This is a genomic window from Actinoplanes sp. HUAS TT8, from assembly GCF_051380535.1.
Lineage (GTDB): Bacteria > Actinomycetota > Actinomycetes > Mycobacteriales > Micromonosporaceae > Actinoplanes.
The window spans coordinates 7,643,798-7,669,210 of the sequence record NZ_CP195646.1 but is presented as its reverse complement, the minus strand read 5'-3'; the positions used below and the strand labels follow the sequence as shown (position 1 = coordinate 7,669,210).

The 25,413-nt window shown below is 71.6% G+C and carries 22 protein-coding genes; 9 read left to right on the top strand and 13 right to left on the bottom strand.

Going from position 1 to position 25,413, the window contains the following annotated elements; genetic code table 11:
- Positions 1 to 52: 52 nt before the first annotated feature.
- The gene (locus ACSHV8_RS33765; RefSeq protein WP_436522450.1) at positions 53 to 994 is read right to left on the bottom strand and encodes an alpha/beta fold hydrolase; all 942 of its coding nucleotides are present in this window, start codon (positions 992 to 994) and stop codon (positions 53 to 55) included.
- 150 nt (positions 995 to 1,144) lie between these two features.
- On the opposite strand from ACSHV8_RS33765, the gene ACSHV8_RS33760 reads away from it, so the two are divergent.
- The gene (locus ACSHV8_RS33760) at positions 1,145 to 1,759 is read left to right on the top strand and encodes a carbonic anhydrase (RefSeq protein WP_436522448.1); all 615 of its coding nucleotides are present in this window, start codon (positions 1,145 to 1,147) and stop codon (positions 1,757 to 1,759) included.
- 212 nt (positions 1,760 to 1,971) lie between these two features.
- Here the strand turns inward: ACSHV8_RS33760 and ACSHV8_RS33755 are convergent, their stop codons facing one another.
- Positions 1,972 to 2,298, bottom strand: coding sequence for a hypothetical protein (locus tag ACSHV8_RS33755; RefSeq protein ID WP_436522446.1), 327 nt, complete (start codon positions 2,296 to 2,298; stop codon positions 1,972 to 1,974).
- 243 nt (positions 2,299 to 2,541) lie between these two features.
- On the opposite strand from ACSHV8_RS33755, the gene ACSHV8_RS33750 reads away from it, so the two are divergent.
- A complete protein-coding gene (locus tag ACSHV8_RS33750) occupies positions 2,542 to 3,033 on the top strand; it encodes a DUF3145 domain-containing protein (RefSeq protein ID WP_203738543.1) in 492 nt (163 codons plus the stop codon).
- Between the two features lie 71 nt (positions 3,034 to 3,104).
- Positions 3,105 to 4,844 (top strand): glycoside hydrolase family 3 protein, encoded by a 1,740-nt coding sequence (locus ACSHV8_RS33745; protein WP_436522444.1) that lies wholly within the window; start codon positions 3,105 to 3,107, stop codon positions 4,842 to 4,844.
- Between the two features lie 368 nt (positions 4,845 to 5,212).
- Here the strand turns inward: ACSHV8_RS33745 and ACSHV8_RS33740 are convergent, their stop codons facing one another.
- The 6 genes from ACSHV8_RS33740 to ACSHV8_RS33715 all read right to left on the bottom strand — a co-directional run bounded on the left by ACSHV8_RS33740 (position 5,213) and on the right by ACSHV8_RS33715 (position 11,409).
- Complete coding sequence (locus ACSHV8_RS33740) at positions 5,213 to 6,496, bottom strand: carboxyl transferase domain-containing protein (RefSeq protein ID WP_436537020.1); 1,284 nt, start codon at positions 6,494 to 6,496, stop codon at positions 5,213 to 5,215.
- Between the two features lie 82 nt (positions 6,497 to 6,578).
- The gene (gene fabF / locus ACSHV8_RS33735) at positions 6,579 to 7,805 is read right to left on the bottom strand and encodes a beta-ketoacyl-ACP synthase II (protein ID WP_436522442.1); all 1,227 of its coding nucleotides are present in this window, start codon (positions 7,803 to 7,805) and stop codon (positions 6,579 to 6,581) included.
- Position 7,806: 1 nt separating this feature from the next.
- Positions 7,807 to 8,049 (bottom strand): acyl carrier protein, encoded by a 243-nt coding sequence (locus ACSHV8_RS33730; RefSeq protein ID WP_396120845.1) that lies wholly within the window; start codon positions 8,047 to 8,049, stop codon positions 7,807 to 7,809.
- Positions 8,050 to 8,110: 61 nt separating this feature from the next.
- Positions 8,111 to 9,061, bottom strand: a complete 951-nt coding sequence (locus ACSHV8_RS33725; protein WP_436522439.1) for a beta-ketoacyl-ACP synthase III — start codon at positions 9,059 to 9,061, stop codon at positions 8,111 to 8,113.
- Between the two features lie 31 nt (positions 9,062 to 9,092).
- Positions 9,093 to 10,022, bottom strand: coding sequence for an ACP S-malonyltransferase (locus tag ACSHV8_RS33720; protein ID WP_436522437.1), 930 nt, complete (start codon positions 10,020 to 10,022; stop codon positions 9,093 to 9,095).
- 181 nt (positions 10,023 to 10,203) lie between these two features.
- The gene (locus ACSHV8_RS33715) at positions 10,204 to 11,409 is read right to left on the bottom strand and encodes a PucR family transcriptional regulator (protein WP_436522436.1); all 1,206 of its coding nucleotides are present in this window, start codon (positions 11,407 to 11,409) and stop codon (positions 10,204 to 10,206) included.
- A 233-nt stretch (positions 11,410 to 11,642) separates the two neighbouring features.
- Here ACSHV8_RS33715 and ACSHV8_RS33710 point away from each other — a divergent pair, with 233 nt between their 5' ends.
- Positions 11,643 to 11,855, top strand: a complete 213-nt coding sequence (locus tag ACSHV8_RS33710; RefSeq protein WP_436522434.1) for a hypothetical protein — start codon at positions 11,643 to 11,645, stop codon at positions 11,853 to 11,855.
- Positions 11,856 to 12,066: 211 nt separating this feature from the next.
- Positions 12,067 to 12,840: a TetR/AcrR family transcriptional regulator gene (locus ACSHV8_RS33705; protein WP_436522432.1), complete on the top strand. Its 774-nt coding sequence runs from the start codon at positions 12,067 to 12,069 to the stop codon at positions 12,838 to 12,840.
- Between the two features lie 307 nt (positions 12,841 to 13,147).
- On the opposite strand, the gene ACSHV8_RS33700 is transcribed toward ACSHV8_RS33705, so the two are convergent.
- Positions 13,148 to 13,837, bottom strand: coding sequence for a hypothetical protein (locus ACSHV8_RS33700; RefSeq protein ID WP_436522430.1), 690 nt, complete (start codon positions 13,835 to 13,837; stop codon positions 13,148 to 13,150).
- Between the two features lie 323 nt (positions 13,838 to 14,160).
- Positions 14,161 to 15,573 carry a glutamate--tRNA ligase gene (gltX, locus tag ACSHV8_RS33695; protein WP_436522428.1) on the bottom strand — a complete coding sequence of 471 codons (1,413 nt, stop codon included), beginning with the start codon at positions 15,571 to 15,573 and terminating at the stop codon, positions 14,161 to 14,163.
- 107 nt (positions 15,574 to 15,680) lie between these two features.
- Here gltX and ACSHV8_RS33690 point away from each other — a divergent pair, with 107 nt between their 5' ends.
- Positions 15,681 to 16,214 carry a dihydrofolate reductase family protein gene (locus ACSHV8_RS33690; protein WP_436522426.1) on the top strand — a complete coding sequence of 178 codons (534 nt, stop codon included), beginning with the start codon at positions 15,681 to 15,683 and terminating at the stop codon, positions 16,212 to 16,214.
- Here ACSHV8_RS33690 and ACSHV8_RS33685 read toward each other — a convergent pair.
- From ACSHV8_RS33685 to ACSHV8_RS33675, 3 genes are all read right to left on the bottom strand, one after another.
- A complete protein-coding gene (locus ACSHV8_RS33685) occupies positions 16,211 to 18,325 on the bottom strand; it encodes a methyl-accepting chemotaxis protein (protein WP_436522424.1) in 2,115 nt (704 codons plus the stop codon). The genes ACSHV8_RS33690 and ACSHV8_RS33685 overlap by 4 nt on opposite strands.
- A gap of 70 nt (positions 18,326 to 18,395) precedes the next feature.
- Entirely contained in the window at positions 18,396 to 21,134 is a 2,739-nt protein-coding gene (gene aceE / locus ACSHV8_RS33680) for a pyruvate dehydrogenase (acetyl-transferring), homodimeric type (protein WP_436522422.1), read from the bottom strand.
- Between the two features lie 154 nt (positions 21,135 to 21,288).
- Positions 21,289 to 21,693 (bottom strand): YjbQ family protein, encoded by a 405-nt coding sequence (locus ACSHV8_RS33675; protein WP_436522420.1) that lies wholly within the window; start codon positions 21,691 to 21,693, stop codon positions 21,289 to 21,291.
- A 198-nt stretch (positions 21,694 to 21,891) separates the two neighbouring features.
- Here ACSHV8_RS33675 and ACSHV8_RS33670 point away from each other — a divergent pair, with 198 nt between their 5' ends.
- The 3 genes from ACSHV8_RS33670 to ACSHV8_RS33660 all read left to right on the top strand — a co-directional run bounded on the left by ACSHV8_RS33670 (position 21,892) and on the right by ACSHV8_RS33660 (position 25,363).
- The gene (locus ACSHV8_RS33670; RefSeq protein WP_436522418.1) at positions 21,892 to 24,111 is read left to right on the top strand and encodes a transketolase C-terminal domain-containing protein; all 2,220 of its coding nucleotides are present in this window, start codon (positions 21,892 to 21,894) and stop codon (positions 24,109 to 24,111) included.
- Positions 24,112 to 24,221: 110 nt separating this feature from the next.
- Positions 24,222 to 24,653, top strand: coding sequence for a DUF3052 domain-containing protein (locus tag ACSHV8_RS33665; RefSeq protein WP_396120833.1), 432 nt, complete (start codon positions 24,222 to 24,224; stop codon positions 24,651 to 24,653).
- Positions 24,654 to 24,898: 245 nt separating this feature from the next.
- A complete protein-coding gene (locus ACSHV8_RS33660) occupies positions 24,899 to 25,363 on the top strand; it encodes a peroxiredoxin (protein ID WP_436522416.1) in 465 nt (154 codons plus the stop codon).
- The last annotated feature ends 50 nt before the right edge of the window (positions 25,364 to 25,413 follow it).

Sequence of the window (25,413 nt, the reverse complement as noted above, 5' to 3'; positions counted from 1 at the left end):
ACCGCATCGTTCGAGCGTTACAGAAACGACCGGGGGTGCGCGGATGTTCCGCTCAAGCCGCTTCGCGGTAGTTCGAGCGCCGGGCGGCCCGGCGGGTGGAACGGTTCGCGCGGCGGACGATCTCGACCAGCGCGGCCGACACCTCCTCCGGACGCTCCAGCGGCAGCATGTGGCCCGCACCCGGGCAGAGGGTCAGCCGGGCATGGGGGAGGGCGGCCGCGATCGACTCCGCGCACGCCACCGGGGTCAGCCGGTCCCGGTCGCCGACCAGCACCGCGGCCGGGACGTCGCCGATCGCGGCCAGGGTGTCCAGGCGCTGCTGGGCGCCGATCGAGGCCCGGAAGCCGCCGATCGAGCGCAGCGACGCGCGGCCCACGCTGCGCAGGGTCAGACCCAGCGCGTCGTCGGCGCAGCGGTCCCCGAACAGCAGCCAGCGCAGGGCCGGGGCCAGGGCGGGCAGCACGGCCCGGTGCGGACGCCAGGCGCCGGACCGGGCCAGCACCCCGGCCCCGAGGGTCTCGCCGACGCGCAGGACGCCGGCCAGGCTCTCCGGCAGGCCGTACCTCGTATGGGTGTGCCCCTCGGCGGTCGTCGAGACCAGCAGCAGCCCGGCGACACGCCCGGCGAACTCGGCCGGATGCCGATGCGCGAACTCCATGATCGTCATGCCGCCCATCGAGTGCCCGGCCAGCACCACCGGACCGGTCGGGGCCAGCCGGCGCAGCACCTCGGCCAGGTCGTCGCCGAGCTGGGCCAGGGTGGCCGAACTGAGCCGGGTGGCCGAGGAACGGCCGTGCCCGCGGGTGTCGTAGGCGATCACCCGCGGCGCCCGCCGGCCCAGGCCGCTCAATGCGTCCACCTGCCGCCGCCAGGTCTTTCGGTCCAGGCACCAGCCGTGCAGCAGCACCACGGTGACCGGCGCGTCGGGCGGCCCGGAGAGCTCGGCGTGCAGCCGCACACCGTCGGGCATCACGATCTCGGTCCGCTCGGACATGGGCACCTCCGCGCTGGTCACGCTCCCCGTCGTACCCACGGGTAATAAGCATCACTCGGGATCACCCGAATTGACCACCGTCCGGGACGGTGACCGTGAGCTGCCTCCCAATTACTTTCGCCGGCCGTCCGGGCAGAGAGAATCGACGTCATGACAGCCATCCGCGCTGCCCAGGCCATCACGCCCAGCACTTCGCTGGGCGAGCTCATCACGGGCAACAAGCGCTTCGTTTACGGGAAACCGCATTACGGGCACAACGTGACCCAGGCCGCCGCGACCGCCGGCGGCCAGCAGCCCCACGCCGTGGTGCTCGGCTGCATCGACTCGCGCGTGCCGCTCGAAGCGGTCTTCGACCAGCCGTTCGGTGCGATCTGCGTGGCCCGCTCGGGCGCGCACGTGCTGGACCGGTCGATGATCGGCTCGGTCGAGTTCGCCGTGTCCTCCCTGGGCGTCTCGCTCGCCCTGGTGGTGGGGCACAAGCGATGCGGCGCGGTGACCGCCACGGTCGACGCGGTGCGCTCCGGGGACCGTCCCGGTGGTGACGTGGGCTACCTGGTGGGCGAGATCGCGCCGGCGGCCGACGGGGTCGACCTGGCCGATCCCGCGGCGGCCGACCACGTCATCCGGGCGCACGTCGAGCGGACCGTGGCCCGGCTGCGCGAGACGCCCGATCTGGCCGCCGCGATCGCGGCCGGGACGGTGGACGTGGTCGGGGCGATCTACGACCTGGACACCGGGTGGGTGGAGTTCCTCGACCGGTCCTGAGGGCGGCCGGGCGCGCCACGATCCGAGGACGATCACGATCAAGATCAACGGCTTTCCGGCGTACGTCGGCAAGCGTCTCTTGATTTTGATCGTTTTGGGGCTCGGTGGGCGCTGCGGCCGACGATGATCCGTTTGGGCTGATCTTCAGCAAACGCGAAAAGGCACCTCCGGGCCGAAGCCGGGAGGTGCCTTTGTCGTGCGTGCGGGGCCGCTCAGGCCTCGAAGACGCCGGCGTCGACGAGACGCTTCTCGGTCGCATCCCAGCCGTGCTCCGGGCTCACCGAGTTCAGCGCCTGCAGCTCAGCGCGGATCTTGGCGCCGTGACCGGCACCGACCAGCACCCGGATCTCCTCGACGAACGCGTCCGACGTCGTCGCGAGGTGCGTGGTCTTGCCGTTGGTCAGGTTGCGCACGTAGGCGAACCGGCCGTTGGCGAGCGGGATGAGGTACTTGTACTCACCGAGCACGCTCAGGGCGCCACCGGTGCTCTGGCCGGCGCGGACTGATGCGCGGGCGGTCTTTGAGGTGTTGCCAGCCACGGCGGTACTCCTTGAGGAAGTGCTCGGGACAGATAAAAAGCCGTAGCAACACTACACGACAGCTGCTGAACCGTGCCGTCGGAGCAGGTACAGCCGTTGGACTGGATGTGCCACTACGACTGGTCCCGCAGTCGATGTTGCGGATTCTCTGGCGCACCATCCGTACCAACCGGCATCATGGGACACGATCAACCGCGGTCGAGGTCGTAGGGGAAGACGCACCTCGGTCTCCGGGAGGTCACCGTGCCAACGTGTGGCGTCGTATACGTCCACTCAACCCCGCTCGCCGTGTGCCAGCACGTCGAATGGGCCATAGCGCGCGTCCTGACTGCGCCGGTCAATCTGCATTGGACCGTGCAGCAGGTCGATCCGAGCATGCGGCGAGCCGAGTGCAGCTGGACCGGACGCGCGGGAACTGGCGCCGAGCTGGCTGCTGCCCTCCGGCAGTGGCCCATGATCCGTTTCGAGGTGACCGAAGAGCCGAGCCCAGGACTGGACGGCGAGCGCTTCATGCACGTCCCCGGTCGCGGGCTGTTCCACGGCACGATGGGCGCCTCGGGCGACATTCAGATCGGCGAGGACCGGCTGCGCGCCATCATGGCGTCCGCCCGGGCTCCCGAGGCGCTGGCGCACGCCCTGGAGAAGGCGCTCGGCACCGCGTGGGACGCGGAGCTGGAGCCCTACCGGTACGCCGGCGACGGCGCCCCGGTCACCCTGCTGACCCGGGTCGGCTAGATCCCGTCGTGCGGACCGGGTCCGAACCGGACCCGGGGTTCGCGTGGCGGGGCTTTCCGCGACCTGATTCGATGGCGTTCGTGAAAAAGTTGTCCCGTGTCGCCTTTGTCGCACCGCTGCTGCTTCTCACCGGAGCCTGCGGGGACGACGCCAAGACGCCGACCGCCCCGCCCGACGCGGGGCCGGTCGCGTCCGCCGCGTCCGGCCCGGTCTCCGAGTCGGCGTCCGCGCCACCCGGCGACCCCCTGGTGCGGGCGGCCGAGACGGTGGCCCGGCTCAGCGACGAGGACCTGGCCGGGCAGGTGCTGATGCCGTACGCCTACGGCGGCTCGGCGACCCAGGTGGACCCCGGTGCGATCGCCGGCAACCGGAACCTGGCCGGAGTGGACACCCCGGCCCAGATGATCGCCAAGTACAAACTGGGCGGTCTGATCCTGGTCTCCTTCACCCAGCAGGACCCGACCGGCAAGACCAACCCCACGTCGAACGTGGAGAACCCGAAGCAGGTCCGGGCCCTCACCGACGGCCTGCAGGCGGCGGCGAAACAGTTGCCGGCCGCGGCGCCGCTGATGATCGGGACCGACCAGGAGTACGGCGTGGTGACCAGAATCACCGACGGGGTCACCGCGCTCCCGTCGGCGTTCGCGGTCGGCGCCGCCGGACGGCCCGACCTGACCGAGACGGCCTGGCACGCGGCCGGCGAAGAACTGGCCGCGATGGGCATCACCGTCGACTTCGCACCGGTCGCCGACACCCTCGGGCCGGCCGGCAGCTCGGTCATCGGGTCACGGTCCTACGGAACGGACGCCGCGGCCAACGCCAAACAGGTCGCCGCCGCCGTCCGCGGCCTCCAGGGCGCCGGAGTCGCGGCCGCCCTCAAACACTTCCCCGGCCACGGACACACCACCGGGGACAGCCACGAGGTACTGCCCGCGATCAAGCAGAGCCTGGCCGCCTGGCGGGCCCAGGACCTGCCGCCGTTCAAGTCCGGCGTGGACGCCGGGGCCGGCGTGGTCATGTCCGGCCACCTCGACCTGCAGGCCGTCGACAAAGGCGTGGCCGCCACCTTCTCGCACAAGCTGATGACCGACGTGCTGCGCGGCGAACTCAAGTTCACCGGGGTGGCCATCACCGACGCGATGAACATGGAACCGGCCCGCAAATGGGCGCCGGGCGAGGCCGCCGTCCGCGCCCTCAACGCCGGCAACGACATGCTGCTCATGCCCCCGGACATCGGGGCCGCCCGGGACGGCATCCTGGCCGGGCTGAAGAACGGCACCCTCAAACGGGAACGGCTCATCGAAGCGGTCACCCGGATCCTCACCCTCAAGTTCCGGACCGCGGCGACCGCCCAGCCCGACCTCGCCGTGGTCGGTGCGGACACACACCAGCAGGCGGTGTCCGCGCTCGACGCGGCCACGGTCACGGTGCTGCGCGGACAGTGCAGCGGGCCACTGGTGAACGGGCCGGTCACCGTGACCGCGCCGTCGTCCCGCGAACTGGCCCGGGCCACCCTGGTCAAGGCACTGCAGGCGAACGGGGTGGACGTGCGGGCGGCCGGGGGAGCGGAGATCCACCTGGTCGGGTACGGGGACAAACCGGTCGACCTGTCACCGGACGCCGCCGTGACCGTGATGATGGACCTGCCGGGGCTGCTGGCCTACGCCAAGTCGCCGACACTGCTGGCTACCTACTCGTCGAGCAAGCTGTCGCTTACCGCGCTCGCCGCGGTGATCGCCGGTAAGGCCACCGCGCCGGGCAAGTCGCCGATGGCCGTGGCCGGCCTCCCCCGCAGCGCCTGCGCCAAGTAACCACCCCACCCGCCCCGCCCCGCCCCGCCCCGCCCCGCCCCGCCCCGCCCCGCCCCGCCCCGCCCCGCCCCGCACCGCGTCGCCCCGCACCGCGTTGCCCCGCCCCGCACCGCGTTGCCCCGCCCCGCACCGCGTTGCCCCGCCCCGCATCGCGTTGCCCCGCCCCGCACCGCGTTGCCCCGCCCCGCGTCGCACCGCACCGCACCGCTCTGCCCTGCATCGCCGCGAGCCGGCTGCCACCCGGCGCCCGGCCGCGGCGAGCTCTCTCGGCTGGTGCTGAGGGTTGTGTCGAGGGCTTTGAGGCAGCCGTGAGCGCCAGCTGGAGCCTTTCGGCGCGCTGCGGGCCTGCGCCGGGCGGGCGGCCGGCGTCAGAGGGGGATGTTGCTGTGGGCGCCTCGGGCGGGTGGGGCGGCGGCGAGGGACTCGGCTATGCGGCGGCGGGTTTCGTCCGGGGTGACCACCGCGTCGAGCAGGCCCAGCTTTACCGCCTCGGCGGCTGTCTCGACCTGCTCGCGGGCCAGGCGGTCGTGGAGGGCGACGCGTTCGGGCGGTGGGGTGGCGGCGATCCGGCGGTGGTGGAGGATCGGTACGGCGGCGGCCGGGTCGTGGACCGCCAGCTCGGCGTCGGGCCAGGCCAGGATCGCCGAGGCGCCGAGGGCCCGGGAGTTCATGGCGAGGTAGGCGCCGCCGTAGGCGCGGCGGGTGATCAGGGTCACCCGGGGGACTACGGCTTCGGCGAATGCGTGCAGCAGTTGGGCGCCGGCCAGGACCACGGCATCCGGCTCGCGGCCGGCTGTGGAACGGCCGGCTGTGGAAGGGGCGGGAGCCGGGAGGTCGGGGGTGGTGACGGCGGGGGTCGGGAGGTAGCCCGGGGTGTCGGTGAGGACGATCAGCGGGAGGGCCAGGGCGTCGCACATGCGGACGAAACGGGCGGCCTTCTCGGCGGCCGGTGCGTCCAGGGCGCCGTCGAGGTGGTGCGGGTTGTTGGCGACGACGCCGACCGTGCGGCCGGCGAAACGGCCCACGGCGGTGACCAGGTTCGGGGCCCAGGGGGCGTGCAACTCCAGGGCGGGTTCGTCCAGCAGGGAGCGGATCAACGGCCGTACGTCATAAGCGTCGGCCTTGACCAGGGATGAGAGTGACCGGCCGAGCGTGCCGCCGGGTTTGACGTCGGCCGGCGACAGCCGGCCCGGGCGGCCCAGCAGCCGCACCGTGCGGCGGGCCTCGGCCACCGCGGCCTCGTCGCCGGAGGCGAGCACGTGCGCGACCCGGGCCGAGCCGTCGGTCGCGGTGATCACGATGTCGGTGAGTGCGGCGGCGTAGGTGGCACTGCCCGCCGTCGGTCCCAGCAGCAGCGAGATCTGCGGGATCCGGCCCGAGGCGCGGACCGTGGCGGCGAAGATCTGACCGGCCGCGTCCAGCGCGATCACGCCCTCGTCGAGGCGGGCGCCGCCGGAGTGCCAGACGCCGATCACCGGAACGCGTTCGCGGACCGCGAGATCGATCGCCTCGACCACGCGCCGGCTGCCGTCGACCCCGATGGCGCCGCCTCGCCGGGAGGCGTCGGTGGCGAAGGCGATCGCCGGGGTGCCGTCGATCGCACCGCGGGCGTGCAGGACACCCGAGTCGCCGGCCGGGGCGAGCGGCCGCATCGTGTCGTGGTCGAAAAGGGCGAGGAGCCGTGATCCCGGGTCGCGGATCACGGCTCCTCCTCTGTTCTCCCCGGTCTGCGCGTCAGGGACGCGTGAAGACCAGAGCCACGTTGTGGCCGCCGAAGCCGAACGAGTTGTTCATGGCCGCCGGGATGTCGAGCGGACGGGCCTTGTGCGCCGCCACGTCGAGGTCCAGACGGTCGTCCGGGTCGTCGAGGTTGATCGTGGGGGGAACCACGCTGTCGCGGATCGCCAGGATGGTGGCGATCGACTCCAGCGCGCCGGCCGCGCCCAGCAGGTGACCGGTCATCGACTTGGTCGACGTGATCACCGGGTGGTCACCGATAGCGGCCCGGATGCCCTTGATCTCGCCCATGTCACCGACCGGGGTCGAGGTCGCGTGGGCGTTGACGTGCTTGATGTCGGCGCCGGTCAGACCGGCGTCGCGGATGGCCATCGACATGGCCCGGATCCCGCCCTTGCAGTCCGGGTCGGGCTGGACGATGTCGTAGCCGTCCGAGGTGATGCCCGCACCGGCGAGCCGGGCGTACACCCGGGCGCCGCGAGCCGCCGCGTGATCGGCCCGTTCCAGGATGATCGCGCCGGCACCCTCACCGAGGACGAAACCGTCCCGGTTCTTGTCCCAGGGGCGCGACGCCCGTTCCGGATCGTCGTTGCGCGTCGACATGGCGCGCATCGAGGCGAAACCGGCGATCGGCAGCGGGTGGATCACGGCCTCGGTACTGCCGGCCACCACCACGTCGGCCCGGCCGGCCCGGATCAGGTCGAGACCCAGGGCGACCGCCTCGGCGCCGGTGGCGCAGGCGCTGGCCATGGCCCGGACCCCGGCCCGGGCGCCGACCTCGAGCCCGACGTAGGCCGCCGGGCCGTTCGGCATGAGCATCGGCACCGTGTGCGGGCTGACCCGCCGCGGACCGTGCTGCTCCAGGATGTCGTCCTGGTCGAGCAGGGTGATGGCGCCACCGATGCCGCTGCCGAAGCTGACCGCGAGACGCTCCGGGTCGAGCCCGGTGCCCTCCAGGCCGGAATCGGCCCAGGCCTGCTTGGCGGCGACGATGGCCATCGCCTCACTGCGGTCCAGCCGCCGCATCCGGACGCGCTCGATGACCTCCGAAGGGTCCACGGCGATCTGCGCGGCGATGCGGACGGACAACTGCCCGGCCCACTCCTGGGTGAGCGGACTCACCCCGGAGCGGCCGGCGAGCATGGCGTCCCAAGTGGACGCGACGTCCCCGCCCAGCGGGGTCGTCGCGCCGAGCCCGGTGACGACGACGTCGACAGTGCTCATGTCAGGCGTTCGCCTCGATGTAGGTGACCGCGTCACCGACGGTCTTGAGGTTCTGGACCTCGTTGTCCGGGATCTTGACCCCGAACTTCTCCTCGGCCGCCACCACGACCTCGACCATCGACAGCGAGTCGACGTCCAGGTCGTCGGTGAACGACTTGCCCTCGGCGACGTCGTCCGGGTTCACCCCGGCGACCTCCTCGAGGATCTCGGCGAGGCCGGAGGTGATCTCTTCGCGAGTAGCCATTTTCGGTGTTTTCCTCTCGATTTTTACTGTTTGTGCTCGGTACTGCGGATGGGAAAAGCGCTTACGGGCAGCGGACGACCTGACCGGCATAGGTCAGGCCACCGCCGAAACCGAACAGCAGCACCGGCGCCCCGGAGGGCACCTCGCGGCGCTCGATCAGCTTGGACAGGGCCAGCGGCACGCTCGCGGCCGAGGTGTTGCCGGACTCGACCAGGTCCTTCGCGACGATCGCGTTCTCGCTCAGGCCGAGCCGCTTCACGATGCCGTCGATGATCCGGGTGTTGGCCTGGTGCGGCACGAACGCGGCCAGCTCGGACGGCTCGACACCGGCCCGGCGGCACGCCTCCAGGGCGAACGGGGCGAGCTCGGTGGTGGCCCAGCGGAAGACGATCTGGCCCTCCTGCTCGATGTACGGCCGCCAGCCCTCGATGCGCAGGACGTCGCCCTTGTCCGGGGCGGAACCCCAGAGCACCGGGCCGACGCCGGGCTGCTCGCCGTCCGGCACCCCGGTCATCACCGCGGCGCCCGCGCCGTCACCGAACAGGACCGCGGTCTTGCGGTCCGACCAGTCGGTGACGTCGGAGAGCTTCTCCGCGCCGATCACGAGCGCGTTGCGGGCGGCGCCGGCGCGGATCGCGTGGTCGGCGCTGCCGACCGCGTACGAGAAGCCGGAGCAGGCGGTGTTCAGGTCGTACGCCGCCGGGGCGGCGATTCCCAGCTTGTTCGCCACCCGGGTGGCGACGTTCGGGCAGCGGTCGATCGACGAGCAGGTCGCGACCACCACCAGGTCGATGTCGGCCGCGGTCAGCCCGGAGGCGGCCAGCGCCTTCTCGGCGGCGAAACCGGCCATGTCGGCGACCGTCTCGGTGTCGGCGATGCGCCGCTCGGCGATGCCGACCCGGCTCCGGATCCACTCGTCGTTGGTGTCGAGCGTCTTGGTCAGATCCTCGTTGGTGACCACGCGCGAGGGCTGGTAGTGACCCATCGCGACGATGCGGGAACCCGCAACCATCTCGTTCCTCCTTCGGTCGCGACTGCGCGCGTCAGTGCTGGGGCGTGGCGTGCCGGGCGATCAGATCGCGCGCGGCGGGCAGATCGTCCGGCGTGTTCAGGGTGACGATCTCCGGAGCACCGTCGCCCTTCAGTTCACGCTTGACCAGGCCGGCGAGGGTGCCGGCCGGGGGCAGCTCGATCACCGCGGTGACGCCGAGGCTCCTGAGCGTGTCCATGCACAGGTCCCACCGGACGCCGGCGGTGATCTGGCGGACCAGGCGGTCGAGCATCTCGCGCCCGCCCGCCACCGCCGTGCCGTCCAGGTTCGACAACAGCGTGCGGGCCGGGTCGGTGACGGCCGTGTTCTGCGCCACCGTGGCGAGCGCGGTCTCGGCGGGTGCCATGAACGGCGTGTGGAACGCCCCGGCCACGGCCAGCGGGATCACCCGGGCCTTGGTCGGCGGGTCGGCCTTGAACTCGGCCAGCGCGTCCAGCGCACCGGCCGCGACGATCTGGCCGGCGCCGTTGCGGTTGGCCGGGTGCAGCCCGTGCTTCTCGATCGCGGCGACCACCTCGTCCGGGTCGCCGCCGAGCACGGCCGACATCCCGGTCGGGGCCAGCGCGCAGGCGGCGGCCATCTCCCGGCCCCGGACCCCGGCCAGCGTGATCGCGTCCTCCGGGGTCAGCACCCCGGCGGCCGCGGCGGCCCCCAGCTCGCCGACGCTGTGACCGGCGACGACGCCGACCCGGTCCAGCGGGAGCTGTTCGAGGGCCAGCAGGGCGGCGGCGACCAGCAGCGGCTGCGTGCGGGCGGTGTCCTTGATCTCCTCGGCGTCCGCGGCGGTGCCGAGGTGCACCAGATCGACGCCGGCGAGCGACGACCAGGCGGTCAGTCGCTCCTCGGCGCCGGGGAGGGCGAGCCAGGGAGTCAGGAAGCCGGGCTTCTGGGAACCCTGGCCGGGTGAGAGTACGGCGAGCACGTCTTCGACTCTTCCGGATCGGGGAGCGTTCCGGGGTTGCCGGGCGCGACGAAACCCTACGACAGACGTTGTAGGTTTCCTACAAAACGGGGGTGGAGTTGGGAGGATTACGCACTATTTTGCACGCTGCTCGTTAGTGGTTAATCGCTGTGACACTGGGCACTGCCGAGGATCTTGGAACTCACGACGGATCCAGGCGTCCGATGCTCAGCGCCATCCGCAGCGCGAACGCGTCCCGCCCGTCCAGCGGCGTCAGCGCGCACACCTCGGCCACCCGCCGCAGCCGGTACCGAACCGTGTTCGGATGCACATACAGTTCCCGCGCCGCGCTCTCCAACACCCCGCCGGCCGCGAAAAACGCGTCGAGGGTCTCCAGCAGGCCCCCGCCGGCCCGGGCCAGCGCCCCGTAGACGTCGTTGCGCAGCTTCCGCCGGGCGTCCAGATCGCCGGCCAGCGCCCGCTCGGGCAGCAGGTCGTCGGCGGCGACCGGGGTCGGCGCCCCGGGCCAGGCCGGCGCCGCGCGGAACCCGGCCAGCGCGGCCCGGGCCGACTCGGTCGCCTGCTCCAGGGTCGGGACGGCCGGGCCGGCCACGATCGGCCCCTCGCCGAACCCGGAGCTCAGCGACGCCGCCGTGGCCACCGGGTCGGTCGCGCCGCCGACCACCGCGACCAGCCGGTCGCCGTGCAGCCCGCCGATCACCTCCAGCCGGGCCCGCCGGGCGGCCCGGTAGAGCGCGTGCAGCACGGCCGTGATGTCGCCGCCGGGGGAGCGGCCCACCACCACCGCCACCGGGGGTGAGTCGACCCAGCCGAGCGCGGCCGCCCGGCTGGCCAGCACGTCCGACGAGTCGCCGCGCAGCAGCGCGTCGACGAGCATGGCCTGCAGCCGGGCGTCCCAGGCGCCGCGCGACTCGGCCGCCCGCGCGTAGACCCGGGCGGCCGAGAACGCGATCTCCCGGGAGAACCGCAGGATGGCCTGGAGCAACAAGTCCGTTTCGCCTTTGGCCGCGAACCCGGGCACCTCGACCTCGGCGACGTCGATCGTGACCTTGATCAGCTGCACGGTCTGGGTCAGCGTGATCGCCCGGGCCAGGGCGCGGGGCGCGGCCGCGAACACCTCGTCCGAGATCTCCTGGGTGCTGGCGGCCACGGTGGCGCCCGACCGCAGCCACTCGACGAGCGACCGGACACCGGCCTGTGCGACGAGCATCACCCAGGAGCGCTGATCGGCCGGCAAGGCGCGGAACCAGGGCAGGGTCTCGTCCATCCGGGCCACCGCGGAGCTCGCCAGGGCCCCCGCGTGCCGCTCGATCCGGCGCAAAGTCGCAGGTTGGAGCGGGTTCGCCGGGGCCTCCGGCGAGGATTGGGCACTTCGGCTGTCCGCCACGCGCCCAGAGTGTCACGCCGCCGATCGCTGACGCGAACCCCGCCCGTTTCATCATTTTTATGACATTTGTCCGGTGTAGCGGTGCGCCTCTACCCCAATTCCGGTCGGTGACCTGGCATCGTGTCCGTCTGTGCGCCACGGCCGGGTCTCATCAACCCGGAGCCGGCGGTGCCGATGAGGACACGGTGCCGAACAACCGATCGACCGCCGATACCGAGGATCGAGGAGGGGAGATGATGGACCGGGACGAGATGCGTACCGAGATCGAACCCGCCCTTGACGACCTGTCACAGGTCGCCGAGGAGGAGCCGATCATCGTGTCGGAGACGGGCCGGGTCGGCTGCCGGACCGAACTGCGCGGCTGGGCGGGCGCCCACCTGCACGGCGCGGTCCGCCCCCGCCGCCGCGCCGCCGGCCGCGGCCGCCCCCCAGGGCGCTGGTGCTGAGTCAGCCGTCACATCACCTCCGCCGCCGCGGGCCTTGCGCCCGCGGCGGCGTTTTTCGCTGACCCGGGCGAGGGTTGCGGTCGCTGGGCGAGGCGCGGTTTTCCGGGCGCTTCGCGCTTTTCGCGTACGGGGTCACTCCGTCGGGTGAGTGGGCGGGCCGCTACGGGCGCGTTTCGATGTCCGCGGGGCCCGCCCTGGCCAGGGTTGGCGGGTGGACGACAAGAGACGGCTGATCCTGGACCAGGCGCTCGCACTGGTGGACGAGCGGGGACTGGCCGCCATGTCGATGCGCGCGGTCGCCGAACGGGTCGGGCTGACGTCAATGGCCCTCTATCCGTACGTGGGTGGCAAGGACGCCCTGCTCGACGGACTGGTCGACCTGCTGCACCTGGAACTGGGCACGTCGTTCGGGGAAGATCCGGCCGGCATCGACTGGCGGAAGCGCCTGCGGGCGCTCGGCCGGGCCGTGCGCGCCCTGGCCCACGCCCACCCGAGCGCGTTTCCACTGCTGCTGAACCGGTCGGCCGCGGGGGCGTCGGCGTCCTGGATGACCGCCGCCCTGCGCGGAATCCTGCACGACGCCGGGGTGCCGACGGCCGAGGCGCCTCGGCTGGCCCGGATGATCTGCGCGTTCCTGCTCGGCTACACGACCGGCGAGGTCACCGGCGGCCTGCCCCGGGTCCCGCCACCCCCGCCCGACACGCCCGCGGCCGACACGCCCGACCGGCCCGCGGCGGGCACGCCCGATCTCCCTGCGGCCGGCACGCCCGGCCTGCCCTTGGCCGGCACGCCCGGCCTGCCTTCGGCCGGCGGGGAACCCGGCTCTGCGGAGGAGAAGTCCGGGGTCGCCGCGGAACCCGACGAACTCTCGATGCCCGGCGAGGCGGATCCGGCGGCTCTGGAGGCGGAGTTCGCCGCGGACCTGGAAGACCTGGTCGGGCTGGTGACCCAGGCCGCCCGCCACCACGCGGCCGGCCGGCACTGAGAAAGGCCAAGCCGCCCGGCCGGCGCTGAAAGCCAAGCCGCCCGGGGCCGACGTCGCCGGATCGGGTGCTTCGGGGATTCGGTCGCGGCCATGGGCGGGTTTGTTGCTCTGACCGCAACCAACCGACCACGTCGCCCTTCCGGGCCTCGCGTTCTGGGCGCGCCAGCGCCCTGCGAGGGTCGGAAGGGTCCCCGCGGGAGCGACGGTCTGTACCCCGGCGGAGATAGGCAATGAAGAATTTGATCTTGGGGTAAGCAGAACCGCCCCGGACCGGAAGCGGACCGAGGCGGCTCTGGTGAGGCCTGCGCTAGATGCGGCGGCGGATCAGGAACGCCATGCCGGCCAGCCCGGTCAGGATGACCAGCAGGAGCGCCCCGTTGAGCAGGAACAGGCGGCGGAACTGCCCGAACAGCTCGTTGGCGCCCTCGACCGGGTCGCTGTCGGAGCTCAGCGTCTCGCCGACGCCGCCGCCGATGCCGCCGTTGACCACGTCGGGCTTCGCCTTCAGCGGAACGCCGCTGAGGCGCAGCGACTCGGACATCGACAGGCGGCCGTAGAACCAGCCGTCGGTCTTCTTGCCGGAGGGTTGCGTGGCCGGCCGGTGGGCCCGGGGGCCGCCGGTGGCCTGCGGGTACAGCTCGTAGAGCTGGGTCGCCTTGTCCTTGATCAGGATCTGGACGGTGTACTTGGTGCCCAGGTTCTTCTTGGCCGGCGTCGACGTCTGCGGTGTGGCCCCGGCGATCCAGCTGACCTCTTCCATCAGCATGCGGAACAGTTTCGGGTCCTCGGCCTGCAGAACCTTGATCCCGCTCTCCGGCAGCTCGCCGCCGGTGATCGTGATCGTGTCGGGTGTGGGCTTCGGCTTGGTCGTCGCCTTCGGCGTCGCGGCCGCGCCGGTCTGCCCGGCCGGTGTGGCCTGCGCCACAGCCGGGGTCGTGCCCAGTGTCACAGCCGCGGCGATCGCCAGCGCGCCGGCCGCCGCGGCCACTCGTCTCATTGCTCGTCGAACCACCATCCGACCTCCCCCGCCCGTGGATGACATGGCTACGTCTGACCGCTGCTCGTGCCCCGGCGATGGCCGGCGCGCGGCATCAGCCTCCAGCCTTCCCGAGCACCGGCCCGGCCGCATCTCGCAGCAGGGTGAATTGGAGCCATTTGGGGGGACGACCGCGGAGGACGGTAAAGCCGTTGATCAGCGGCCGAATATTACCCAGTCCGCGCAAGTCGTGGGGGTGGTGGCCACCCATGTAGCGGACCGCATCACCGCATTCGACGAACCGCTATGGTGGCGGCCCGCCGAATGCGGTAAAAGGGGGCCGATCAGGCGGAAAGACGTGCCCGGGCGGCGGAGATGCGAGCGAGCGTCCGCTCGCGGCCCAGCAGCTCGATCGACTCGAAGAGCGGCAATCCGACAGTACGGCCGGTGACGGCGACCCGGACCGGGGCCTGGGTCTTGCCGAGCTTCAGCCCGCGGGCCTCGCCGACCTGCTCCAGGGCGGTCTTCAGGGCCTCCGCGGACCAGTCGGTGAGCTCGGTGAAGGCCGCCGCGGCGCCGTCCAGGATGTCGGCCGCGCCCTCCTTCATCGCCTTGGCCCAGGAGGCCTCGTCGGAGACCGGCTCGGCCAGGAAGAGGAAGTCGACGTTCTCCACGATCTCGGAGAGCACCGCGATCCGGGTCTGGGCGAGCGGGGCGATCGTGGTGAAGGCCTCGGCGTCGAAGGCGGCCGGGTCCCACGGCGGGGCCGGGATCGTCTCGGTGCCGGTCAGCCACGGGGCGCAGACCTGGGTGAACTCGTTGGCGGTGAGGGCCCGGATGTACTCGCCGTTGAACGCGCGCAGCTTCTTGACATCGAAGAACGCCGGGGCGTGGTTGACGTCCTCGATCCGGTACTCCGCCTCGACGACCGACCACGGGACGATCTCCCGGTCGCCGGAGGGCGCCCAGCCGAGCAGCATCAGGTAGTTGCGCATCGCGGCGGCGAGGTAACCCTCGTCCCGGTACGACTCCAGGGCGACCTTGTCGCGCCGCTTGGACAGCTTCTGCCGCTTCTCGTTGACGATGACCGGGACGTGACCCCAGACCGGCGGAGTGACGCCCAGGGCCTCCCACAGCAGCTGCTGCTTCGGCGTGTTGGGCAGGTGCTCCTCGGCGCGGAAGACGTGGGTGATCCCCATGCTCATGTCGTCGACCACGTTGGCCAGCAGGAACACCGCCGAGCCGTCGGAGCGGGCGATGACGAAGTCCTCGATCAGCTTGTTCTCGAACGTGGGCTTGCCGCGGACCAGGTCCTCGACCACGGTCTCGCCCTCGTCGGGGGTGCGGAAGCGCAGCGCGCGGCCCTCGCCCGGGCCCAGCGCCCGGTCGCGGCAGAAGCCGTCGTAGCCGGTGTGGGTGTTGCCGGTGCGGGCGACGACATCCTCACGCTTGCAGTCGCAGTAGTAGGCCTTGCCCTCGCCGTAGAGGCGGGTGGCGGCGGCGGTGTGGTCGGCCGCGTAGGACGACTGGAAGTAGGGGCCCTCGTACGTCCCGCGTTCGATGCCGATCCAGTCGAGCGCCGAGATGATGCCCTCGGTCCACTCGGGCCGGTTGCGGGCCGCGTCGGTGTCCTCGATCCGGAGCACGAAGACACCGCCGTGCTGCTGGGCGTAGATCCAGTTCTGCAGCGCCGATCGGGCGCCGCCGACGTGGAACATGCCGGTGGGAGACGGGGCGAAACGTACGCGAACAGTCACGGACCCAGCCTACCGAGGCGAGCGAGGGGTATTTGACATGCGGTCGGGAGCGGCGTAATTTACCGATCAGTTAATTAACGCAGTCGTTAAATAGGGAGCTGAGGGGCATGGGCAAGGTTGTCGCGGTGGAGTACGTGACGCTCGACGGCGTGTTCGAGGAGCCGGCCTGGAGCGGGCCGTACTTCAATGAGGAGCTCAGCTCGTGGCAGGCCGAGAACCTGGCCGAGGCCGACGCGCTGCTGCTCGGCCGGCGCACCTACGAGGGCTTCAAGGCCGCGTGGCCGCAGATGGAGGCCGAGACCGGCGACTTCGGCATCAAGATGAACACCATGCCCAAGTACGTGGCGTCGACCACCGTCACCACCCCGGAGTGGAACGCGTCGCTGCTCACCGGCGAGGTGTCGGACGCCGTGGCCAAGCTCCGGACCGAGCCGGGGACGTTGCTGATCAACGGCAGCGCCTCGCTGGTGAACTACCTGACCCGGCACAACCTGATCGACGAGTACCGGCTGATGATCTTCCCGGTCGTGCAGGGCGAGGGCCGCAAGCTCTGGGACGACGGCACCAAGATCGCGCTGACGGTCCGGAAGAGCTGGCAGAGCGCGACCGGTGTCCAGGTCGTCACCTACGGGCCCGCCTAGACCGTGAAGCGCCCGACCAGCCCGGTCAGCCGCTGCGCGGTGGCGTTCAGCTCGCCGGCGGCCCGGTGCGCCGCGGCCACCGACTGCCGGGTGCCGTCGACCGCGCCGCTGACCGAGCTGATCCCGTCCGCGATCTCCCGGCTCCCGCCCGCCGCCTCGGAGATGTTGCGGGCCATCTCGGCGGTGGTGGCGGCCTGCTCCTCGACCGCCGCCGCGATCGCCGTCTGAAAGTCGTTGACCTGCGCGATCCGGGCCGAGATGGCGTCGATCGAGCTGACCGCGCGGGCGGTGTCGGCCTCGATCGCGGCGACCCGCGCGGTGACGTCCTCGGTCGCCCGGGCGGTCTCCTGGGCCAGCTCCTTGACCTCGTTGGCGACCACCGCGAAGCCCTTGCCGGTCTCGCCGGCCCGGGCCGCCTCGATCGTCGCGTTCAGCGCCAGCAGGTTCGTCTGCTCGGCGATCGTGGCGATCAGCTGGACCACGTCGGTGATCTTCGTGGTCGACTCCCGCAGCTCGGCCACCACCCCGGCCGCGGCCGAGGTCAGGCCCACCCCGTCCCGGCCGGCCTGCGCGGCCTCCTGGGCGTTGTGCGAGATCTCGGTGATCGACGCGCCCATCTGCTCGGCCCCGGCCGCCACGGTCTGCACCACGTGCGACACGGTCTCGGCCGAGCCGGTGACCTGCCCGGCCCGGGTCGCCGCGGTCTCGGCGGCGGTGGAGAGATCGGCGCCCGCCCCGGCCACCCGTTCGGCCGTGCCGGCCACCTCGGCCGAGGCCGACGACACGTCGGCCATCACCGCGCGCAGCTCGGTGGCCGCGGTGTTCAGCGCCTCCGAGGCCTGCCCGATCTCGTCCCGGCCGTGATCGTTCACGGTCACCGTCAGGTCGCGGGCGGCGAGCCGCTTCAGCGCGCCGGTCAGCGCGCCGACCCGCCCGGCGATCCTGGACGCCTGCAGGTACGCGGCGGCGGCCCCGAGCAGGGCCAGCAGCACGGCCGCGATCACGAACGCGGTCAGCATCGTGCGCCGGCCGTCCCGGACCACGGTGATCGCCTTCGCGGCGTCGGCGTCGTAGCCCCCGACGGCGATGGCCCACTGGTACGGCTTGTAGTACGCCACCGTCGTGGTGGTGTTCCCGGCCTCCGCCCCGGAGGCTCCCGGCAGCCGGTAGGCGGTCCGCCAGGTCGCCCCGCCGGCGAGCTGCGGCGCCTTGGTGACGATCTCCTGGATGTACTTCGCGCCCTTCGCGTCGGTCGCGGTGAGGTCGCCGGACGCGTCCTTGAGGCTGGACGCCACCACCCGCCCCTGGTCGGCCGCGGAGGTGCTGTAGACGGTGACCCAGCCGTTCTCCCGGACGTGCGAGCCCGCGATCGCCTCGGTCAGACCGGCCAGCGCGTCGGTCTGCGGCACCCCCACGAAGAGCGCCCCGACCACCTTCCCGGCGCTGTCCTTGATCGGGTCGTAGGCGGTGATGTAGGGCGTACCCACCACCTGCGCCACCCCGCGATACCCCTGGCCGGAGCTGATCGCCGCGGCCACCGCGTTCGGCTTGCCGTCGGCGCCGGTCGCCGGGATGTAGGTGCCGATCGCCCGGGCCCCGGTCGTCGCCTTCACCGTGGTCGCCACCCGCAGCAGGTCGCCCGCGGTGTTCATCCGCTGGAAGAACGTGACCGCGCCGCCGACCAGGTTGGCGGTGTCGTCGACGAACGGGGTGGCCTTCTTCAAGTCGGTGTTCTGCCCGAGCCAGTCGCCGTCCACCGTGACCCGTGGCAGCGTCACCTTCTTCTTCGACTGGTCGACCTGGTTCGTCGCGGTCCACGTGGCGGTCTGCTCGGTGAGCTTGATCCCGCCGTGCTGGGCGAGCAGCCCGTCGGCGGCGTGCATGCCGAGGTCGACCTCGCGCTGCACCTCGTCGCCGACCGAGGAGACCAGGGTGCTGACGTCGGCCGTGGCCCGGTCCAGGTCGGCCTCGTTCGACTGGACCACGGCCTGCTCGGTGCTGTTCGCGAACCGGCCGCTCTGCCAGGCGCCGACCAGCACCAGCACGAGCGCCGTGCCGAGGACGCTGCCCAGGCCGAGGATCATGAGTTTGTGGCTGATACGTAGCCGCACAACTCGTAGTCTTCCGGACAAAAGCCAGGCCCGCCGCGAAAAGCGACGGGCCTGGCCAATGGTCAGACGATCAGCTGTCGCCGCCGGTCTCCCCGACCGGAGCCGCGTTGACGTCGTCGATCGCGTACTTCTTGGCGGCCTCGCCCGGTACGTGGGCCGGGATCTTGCCGCGCAGCGCGAGCTCGCGCAGCGTGGCCACGGCCACCGACTCGCCGTCCACGTGGAAGTGGCGGCGCAGGGCGTGCCGGGTGTCGCTGCGACCCCAGCCGTCGGTGCCCAGCGAGGTGTAACCGTTCGGCACCCAGCGGGCGATCAGGTCGGGCACGGCCCGCATCCAGTCGCTGACCGCCACCGAGGGACCCTCGGTGCTCTCCAGCTTCTGCTGGATGTACGGCTTGCGCGGCTGGTCGCTCGGGTGGAGCAGGTTGTGCTCCTCCGCCTCGATCGCGTCCCGGCGCAGCTCGCCCCAGGAGGTGACCGACCAGACGTCGGCGCTGACCCCCCAGTCCTGGGCCAGCAGCTCCTGCGCCTTCAGCGCCCAGCGCATGCCGGTGCCGGACGCCAGCAGCTGCGCCTTCGGGCCGTTGGTGGACGGGCCCTCGGCGTACCGGTAGATGCCCTTGAGCAGGCCTTCCACGTCCACACCGGCGGGCTCGGCGGGCTGGATCGCCGGCTCGTTGTAGATGGTGAGGTAGTAGAAGATGTTCTCCTGCTGCTCCCCGTACATCCGGTGGAGGCCGTTCTCCATGATGTGCGCGATCTCGTACGCGAACGCCGGGTCGTAGGCCACCACGGCCGGGTTCGTCGCCGCGATCAGCAGCGAGTGCCCGTCCTCGTGCTGCAGGCCCTCACCGTTGAGCGTGGTCCGCCCGGCGGTGGCCCCGAGCAGGAAGCCCCGGGTCATCTGGTCGGCCGCCGCCCACAGCTCGTCGGCGGTGCGCTGGAAGCCGAACATCGAGTAGAAGATGTACAGCGGGATCATCGGCTCGTCGTGCGTCGCGTACGACGTGCCGGCCGCGATGAAGCTCGCGGTCGACCCGGCCTCGTTGATGCCCTCGTGCAGGATCTGGCCGTTCGTCGCCTCCTTGTAGGACAGGAACAGCTCCCGGTCCACGGAGGTGTAGGTCTGGCCGTGCGGCGAGTAGATCTTCTTGGTCGGGAACAACGAGTCCATGCCGAAGGTGCGGGCCTCGTCCGGGATGATCGGCACCCACCGGGCGCCGAACTCCTTGTCCTTCATCAGGTCCTTGAGCAGGCGGACGAAGGCCATCGTGGTGGCGACCTTCTGCTTGCCGCTGCCGCTCTTGACCCCGCTGAAGGCCGACGAGTCCGGGATGGCCAGGACCTTCGGCTTGGTGCGCCGGGACGGCACGTAACCGCCCAGGTCACGGCGGCGCTCCTGCATGTACTGGTACTCGTCGGACTTCTCGCCCGGGTGGAAGTACGGCGGGAGGTACGGGTTCTCCTCGAGCTGCTTGTCGCTGATGTCGAGGTAGAGCCGGTCCCGGAAGCTCTTCAGGTCGGGCAGCGTGAGCTTCTTCATCTGGTGCGTGGCGTTGCGGGCCTCGAAGTGAGAGCCCAGCGTCCAGCCCTTGATGGTCTTGGCCAGGATCACGGTCGGCTGGCCGGTGTGCTCGGTGGCCGCCTTGTACGCCGCGTAGAGCTTGCGGTAGTCGTGACCGCCGCGCTTGAGGTTCCACACCTCGTCGTCGGTCATGCCCTCGACCAGCTTGCGGGTGCGCGGGTCACGGCCGAAGAAGTGCTCGCGAACGTACGCCCCGGACTCGCCCTTGTAGGTCTGGTAGTCACCGTCGGGCGTGGCGTTCATCAGGTTGACCAGGGCGCCGTCGGTGTCGGCGGCGAGCAGGGAGTCCCACTCGCGGCCCCAGACGACCTTGATCACGTTCCACCCGGCGCCGCGGAAGAACGACTCCAGCTCCTGGATGATCTTGCCGTTGCCCCGGACCGGGCCGTCGAGACGCTGCAGGTTGCAGTTGACCACGAAGGTCAGGTTGTCCAGCTCCTCGCGGGCGGCCACGCCGATCGCGCCGAGCGACTCGACCTCGTCCATCTCGCCGTCGCCCAGGAACGCCCAGACGTGCTGCTGGCTGGTGTCCTTGATGCCGCGGTTGTGCAGGTAGCGGTTGTATCGCGCCTGGTAGATCGCGTTCATCGGGCCGAGGCCCATGCTGACGGTCGGGAACTCCCAGAAGTTCGGCATCAGCCGGGGGTGCGGGTACGACGGCAGGCCGCCGCCCGGGTGGCTGAGCTCCTGGCGGAAGCCGTCGAGCTGGTCGGTGGTGAGCCGGCCCTCAAGGTACGCGCGCGCGTACATACCGGGCGACGCGTGGCCCTGGAAGAAGATCTGGTCGCCACCACCGGGGTGGTCCTTGCCCCGGAAGAAGTGGTTCATGCCCACCTCGTACAGGCTGGCGCTGGACGCGTACGACGAGATGTGGCCTCCGACGCCAATCTCCGGACGCTGCGCGCGGTGCACCAGCATGGCGGCGTTCCACCGGACGTAGGCCCGGATGCGCCGCTCCACGAACTCGTCACCGGGGAACCACGGTTCCTGCTCCGGTGTGATCGTGTTGATGTAGTCGGTGGACGTCAGTGGCGGAACGCCCACCTGTCGTTCACGAGCGCGCTCCAGCAGGCGCAACATCACGTAACGGGCTCGTTTTGCGCCCCGTTCGTCGATGACTCCGTCGAGGGACTCGATCCATTCGTTCGTTTCCGAAGGGTCGATGTCCGGAAGCTGGCTCGGCAGGCCATCGCTGATCACCGGGCGCTTGCGCTCCGTGGCCACAGGCAATCCTCTTGGTTGAGTGTTGGAACCGGTGCGATCCAGGTGGCGTATCGCCCGGATAGGTCTCCATCCTGCCCCTTAACGGTGGGGATCGTCACGCCTAACGGTCGGGGCAGCGATGCGCGACACATGTACTGACCAGTAACTTTGTGAATCACCCTTGTAGAAAGGAGAACCGGACCTGTCGCGTGGGGTTGTCGCCATTGGGATCCACCAGGCAGATCGACTGCCAGGTGCCCAGCGCGACGCGTCCGGAGATGACCGGCAGGCTCGCGTACGGCGGGATCCAGGCCGGCAGCACATGATCGCGCCCGTGGCCCCGGGACCCGTGCCGGTGCCGCCACTTGTCCTCGGCCGGCAGGAGGTCGTCGATCGCGGTCAGCAGGTCGTCGTCGGAACCGGCGCCGGTCTCGATGATCGCCAGACCGGCCGTCGCGTGTGGCACGAAGACGTGCAGCAGCCCGTCCTTCTCGGAGGCGACGAATCTTTCCGCTTCGCGGGTGATGTCGACGACGACGGGGGAGTCCCCGGTCCGTACGGTGATCACTTCGGTACGCATCCGGCGAGCCTATGTGTATAGATCCAGCAGCAGGAACAGCGCCGCCGTGATGGTCAGCCAGCCCACCCGGAGCGCCAGCCGGCACATGATCATTCGGACATTGCACCACCCGTACGGGAGGTCGCGTCGGAAGATCGACACCTGTGATCGGATTTACGGTGGGTGGCAGCCTTCGCCCGGTTCCGTAATGCTGATTTCGTGACCACCCCGCAAAGCCTCGACGAGCGGTTCCGCGATGCGGTCTCGGCCCTGCGACCCCCGGAGCACCGGCGCGCTCCCGGCGACCCGGTCCGCGACGGCGTCACGCTGACCGGCGCCCGCGCCCTCGAACTCTTCGACGCCCAGCTCACCAGCCGGCACCTCGACCTGGCGGCGCGCTGGCTGCGCAGCTTCAACGAGGGCTTCCACACCGTCGCCTCGGCCGGCCACGAGGGCAACGCCGCGGTCGCGGCCGCGCTCCGCGGCGACGACCCGGCGCTGCCGCACGCCCGGGCCGCCGCGTTCTACTGCGTGCGGGCCGCCCTCTCGGCCCGGGAGAACCGCGTCCAGCGGCTCGAGGAGGCCGCCCGCGACATCCTGCGCGGGGTGGTGGCCTCGGTCCGCGACCCGATCAGCGGCGGGCGCGACAAGGTCTTCGGCAACGCCGAACTGCACCTGGTCCCGGTGATCTCGACACCGGCCGGTCACCTGCCGCGGGCCGTCGGCCTCGCCTACGGGCTGAGCCGCTCACCCGACCCGCGCTGGCCGGCCGACGCGATCGTCGCGGCCACCTTCGGCGACGACGGGGTCGACCAGCCCGGCGCCACCGCGGCCCTGCACGCGGCCGGCTGGCACGACCGGGCCGACCAGCGGATCCCGCTGCTGCTGGTGTGCGAGGACGACGCGCCCGGCGGTCCCGCCCCGGACGGCTGGGTGGCCGCGGTGCTGCGCGGGCGGCCCGGGGTGCGGTATTCGTACGCCGACGGGTGCGACCTGGCCGCCACCTACGACGCCGCCGCCGACGCGGCCGAGTACGTGCGCCGCGAACGCCGGCCCGCCGTGCTGCACGTGGGCACGGTCCGGCTGCTGGACGACCCGGGCGACCCCGAACCCGGCCCCGACCTCGACCGGGACCCGCTGATCGGCACCGCCCGCCTGCTGATCGAGGCCGGCCTGCTCGGCCCGGACGAGGTGATCACCCGCTACGACGAGATCGGCTGGCAGGTCCGCAAGGCCGCCGAGGAAGTGCTGGGCGAGCCGAAACTGGCCACCGTCGGCGAGATCGTGGCCTCGCTGGCCCCGCGCCGCCCGCTGCGCGTCGCCCACGCCATCGCCGACGCCGCGAGCCGGGCCGTCGGACCCGGCGCGGCCAACCGGTCCCGGGTCTTCGGCGGGCACCTCCCCGAGCAGGCCGGGCCGATGACCCTGGCCCAGACCGTCAACGCCGCACTCACCGACGCCCTCGCCGCCCGCCCGCATCTGCAGGTCTTCGGCCCCGGCACGACCCGTGGCGGACGTCACGGGGTCACCGCCGGGCTGCGCGAACGCGGCGGCGACCGGGTCTTCGACACTCTGCCCGACGCGACCAGCGTGATCGGGCTCGCCCTCGGCGCCGGACTGGCCGGCCTGCTCCCGGTGCCCGAACTGACCGGCCTGGCCGACCTGCACAACGGCGAGGACCAGGTCCGGATCGAGGCGGCGACCATGTCGTTCCTGTCCTCCGGGGCCTACCGCAATCCGATGGTGCTGCGGATCCCGGCGCTGGCCGACCCGTACGGGATCGGCGGCCCGCTGGCCAACGACAACTCCCTGGCCGTGCTCCGCGACGTCCCCGGGCTCGTCGTCGCCGCGCCCGCCCGGGCCGAGGACGCCGCACCGATGCTGCGCACCTGCCTGGCCGCGGCCGAGGTCGACGGGAGCGTCTGCGTCTTCCTGGAACCGGCCGCGCTGTATCAGACGAGGGACCTCTATCAGCAAGGCGACAACGAGTGGCTGGCGGCCTATCCGGCCCCCGAACGATGGCCCGGTGAGCACGCCCCGATCGGCCGTGCGCGGATCTACACCCTGGGCACGGCGCAGGACCTGACCATCGTCACGTACGGTGGCGGGGTGCGGATGTCCCTGCGAGTCGCGGCCCGGTTGGCCGCCGACGGGTACGGCACCCGGGTGGTCGACCTACGCTGGCTCAGCCCGCTCCCGGTCGCTGACCTGGTGCGCGAGTCCCTGGCCACCGGTCGTGTGCTGATCGTCGACGAGACCCGTCGCTCCGGCGGCGTCGGCGAGGGCGTGCTGGCGGCCCTGGTCGACGGCGCGTTCGTCGGATCGGCCAGACGGGTGGCTGCGGCCGACGCACCGGTTCCGCTGGGACCGGCCGCTCAGCACGTGCTGGTGGGAGAGGATGCCATCACACAGGGTGCCCAGGCACTGCTGGCACGGTAAATTGCCACACACTCGGTGCGCCACTTGCGCCGGGAGCCCGGAGTGTGTGGACTACCCCCAAAGTTCCGGCGCATTTTCAAGGCTTTTTCACGGCTAGGAGGATTTGGACAGTGAGCGCGACCGCGGGTCAGGCCGACGGCGTACGCAGCCTGGCGGACCGGTTCGGCTTCGAGCCGAACATGGTGGTCATGGAGATGGGTTACGACGATGACGTCGACGAGGAGCTCCGTGACGCCCTGACCGAACGCGTCGGTGATTTGGTCGACGAGGACACCGACGAGGTCGTCGATGCGGTGCTGTTGTGGTACCGCGACGGCGACGGTGACCTGTTCGAGCTGCTCACCGATGCACTTGGCCCCCTCGCCGACAACGGCGTGGTGTGGTTGCTGACCCCGAAAGCCGGCCGCGACGGGCACGTCGAGCCGAGCGAGATCAGCGAGTCGGCACCCACCGCCGGCCTGCAGCAGACCTCGACGGTGAACGCCGGCAAGGACTGGACCGGGGCTCGGCTGGTTTCCCCTCGGGGCGCCAAGAAGAAGTAGCTCGCTGCGAAACCGGCCCCAGGTCGGCGTCCCCGGCGGGCGCCGGCCCTTCGCCACGAGCTCGTGCCGCGGCCCCGGCTGTGCGGCGGCGGCACGCCGCGGGACCCCGCTGTGCGGCGGCCTCCAGCCCGGGGGTCGCACCTTGCGGCTCGCGCTGTGCTCCGGCCTTGCCGCGAGTTCGGTCCGGTGGCGGCACGCCGCGGCCCGCGCTGTGCGGCGGCTTCGGCGTGACTAGGGTGGGGCAGGTGCCGATCGAGGTGGGCGCGCCGGCGCCGGATTTCCAGCTCAAAGACCAGAACAACCAGGACGTACGTCTGAGCGACCTGCACGGTCGCAAGGCGGCGCTCGTGGTGTTCTACCCCCTCGCGTTCAGCCGTCGCTGCCACGGCGAGCTGACCGAGATCCAGGAGCACCTGGCCGACTACGTCAACGACCGGGTGCAGGTCCTGACCGTCAGTGTGGACTCGATCTACAGCCACAAGGTGTGGGCCGAGCAGGAAGGCTTCGACTTCCCCCTGCTGGCCGACTTCTGGCCGCACGGGGGTGTGGCCCGCGCCTACGGTGTCCTCAACGAGGACACCGGCTTCGCCAACCGCGGCACGTTCCTGATCGACGCGGCCGGCGTGATCCGCTTCGCCGAGATGACCGGCCCGGGCGAGACCCGCGACCAGTCCGCCTGGCGAGCCGCCCTCGCCACCCTGACCCCCTGACCCCGGCTGTGATCTGCGGCGCACTCGGATCGTGAATCGGGGCAGGGTAG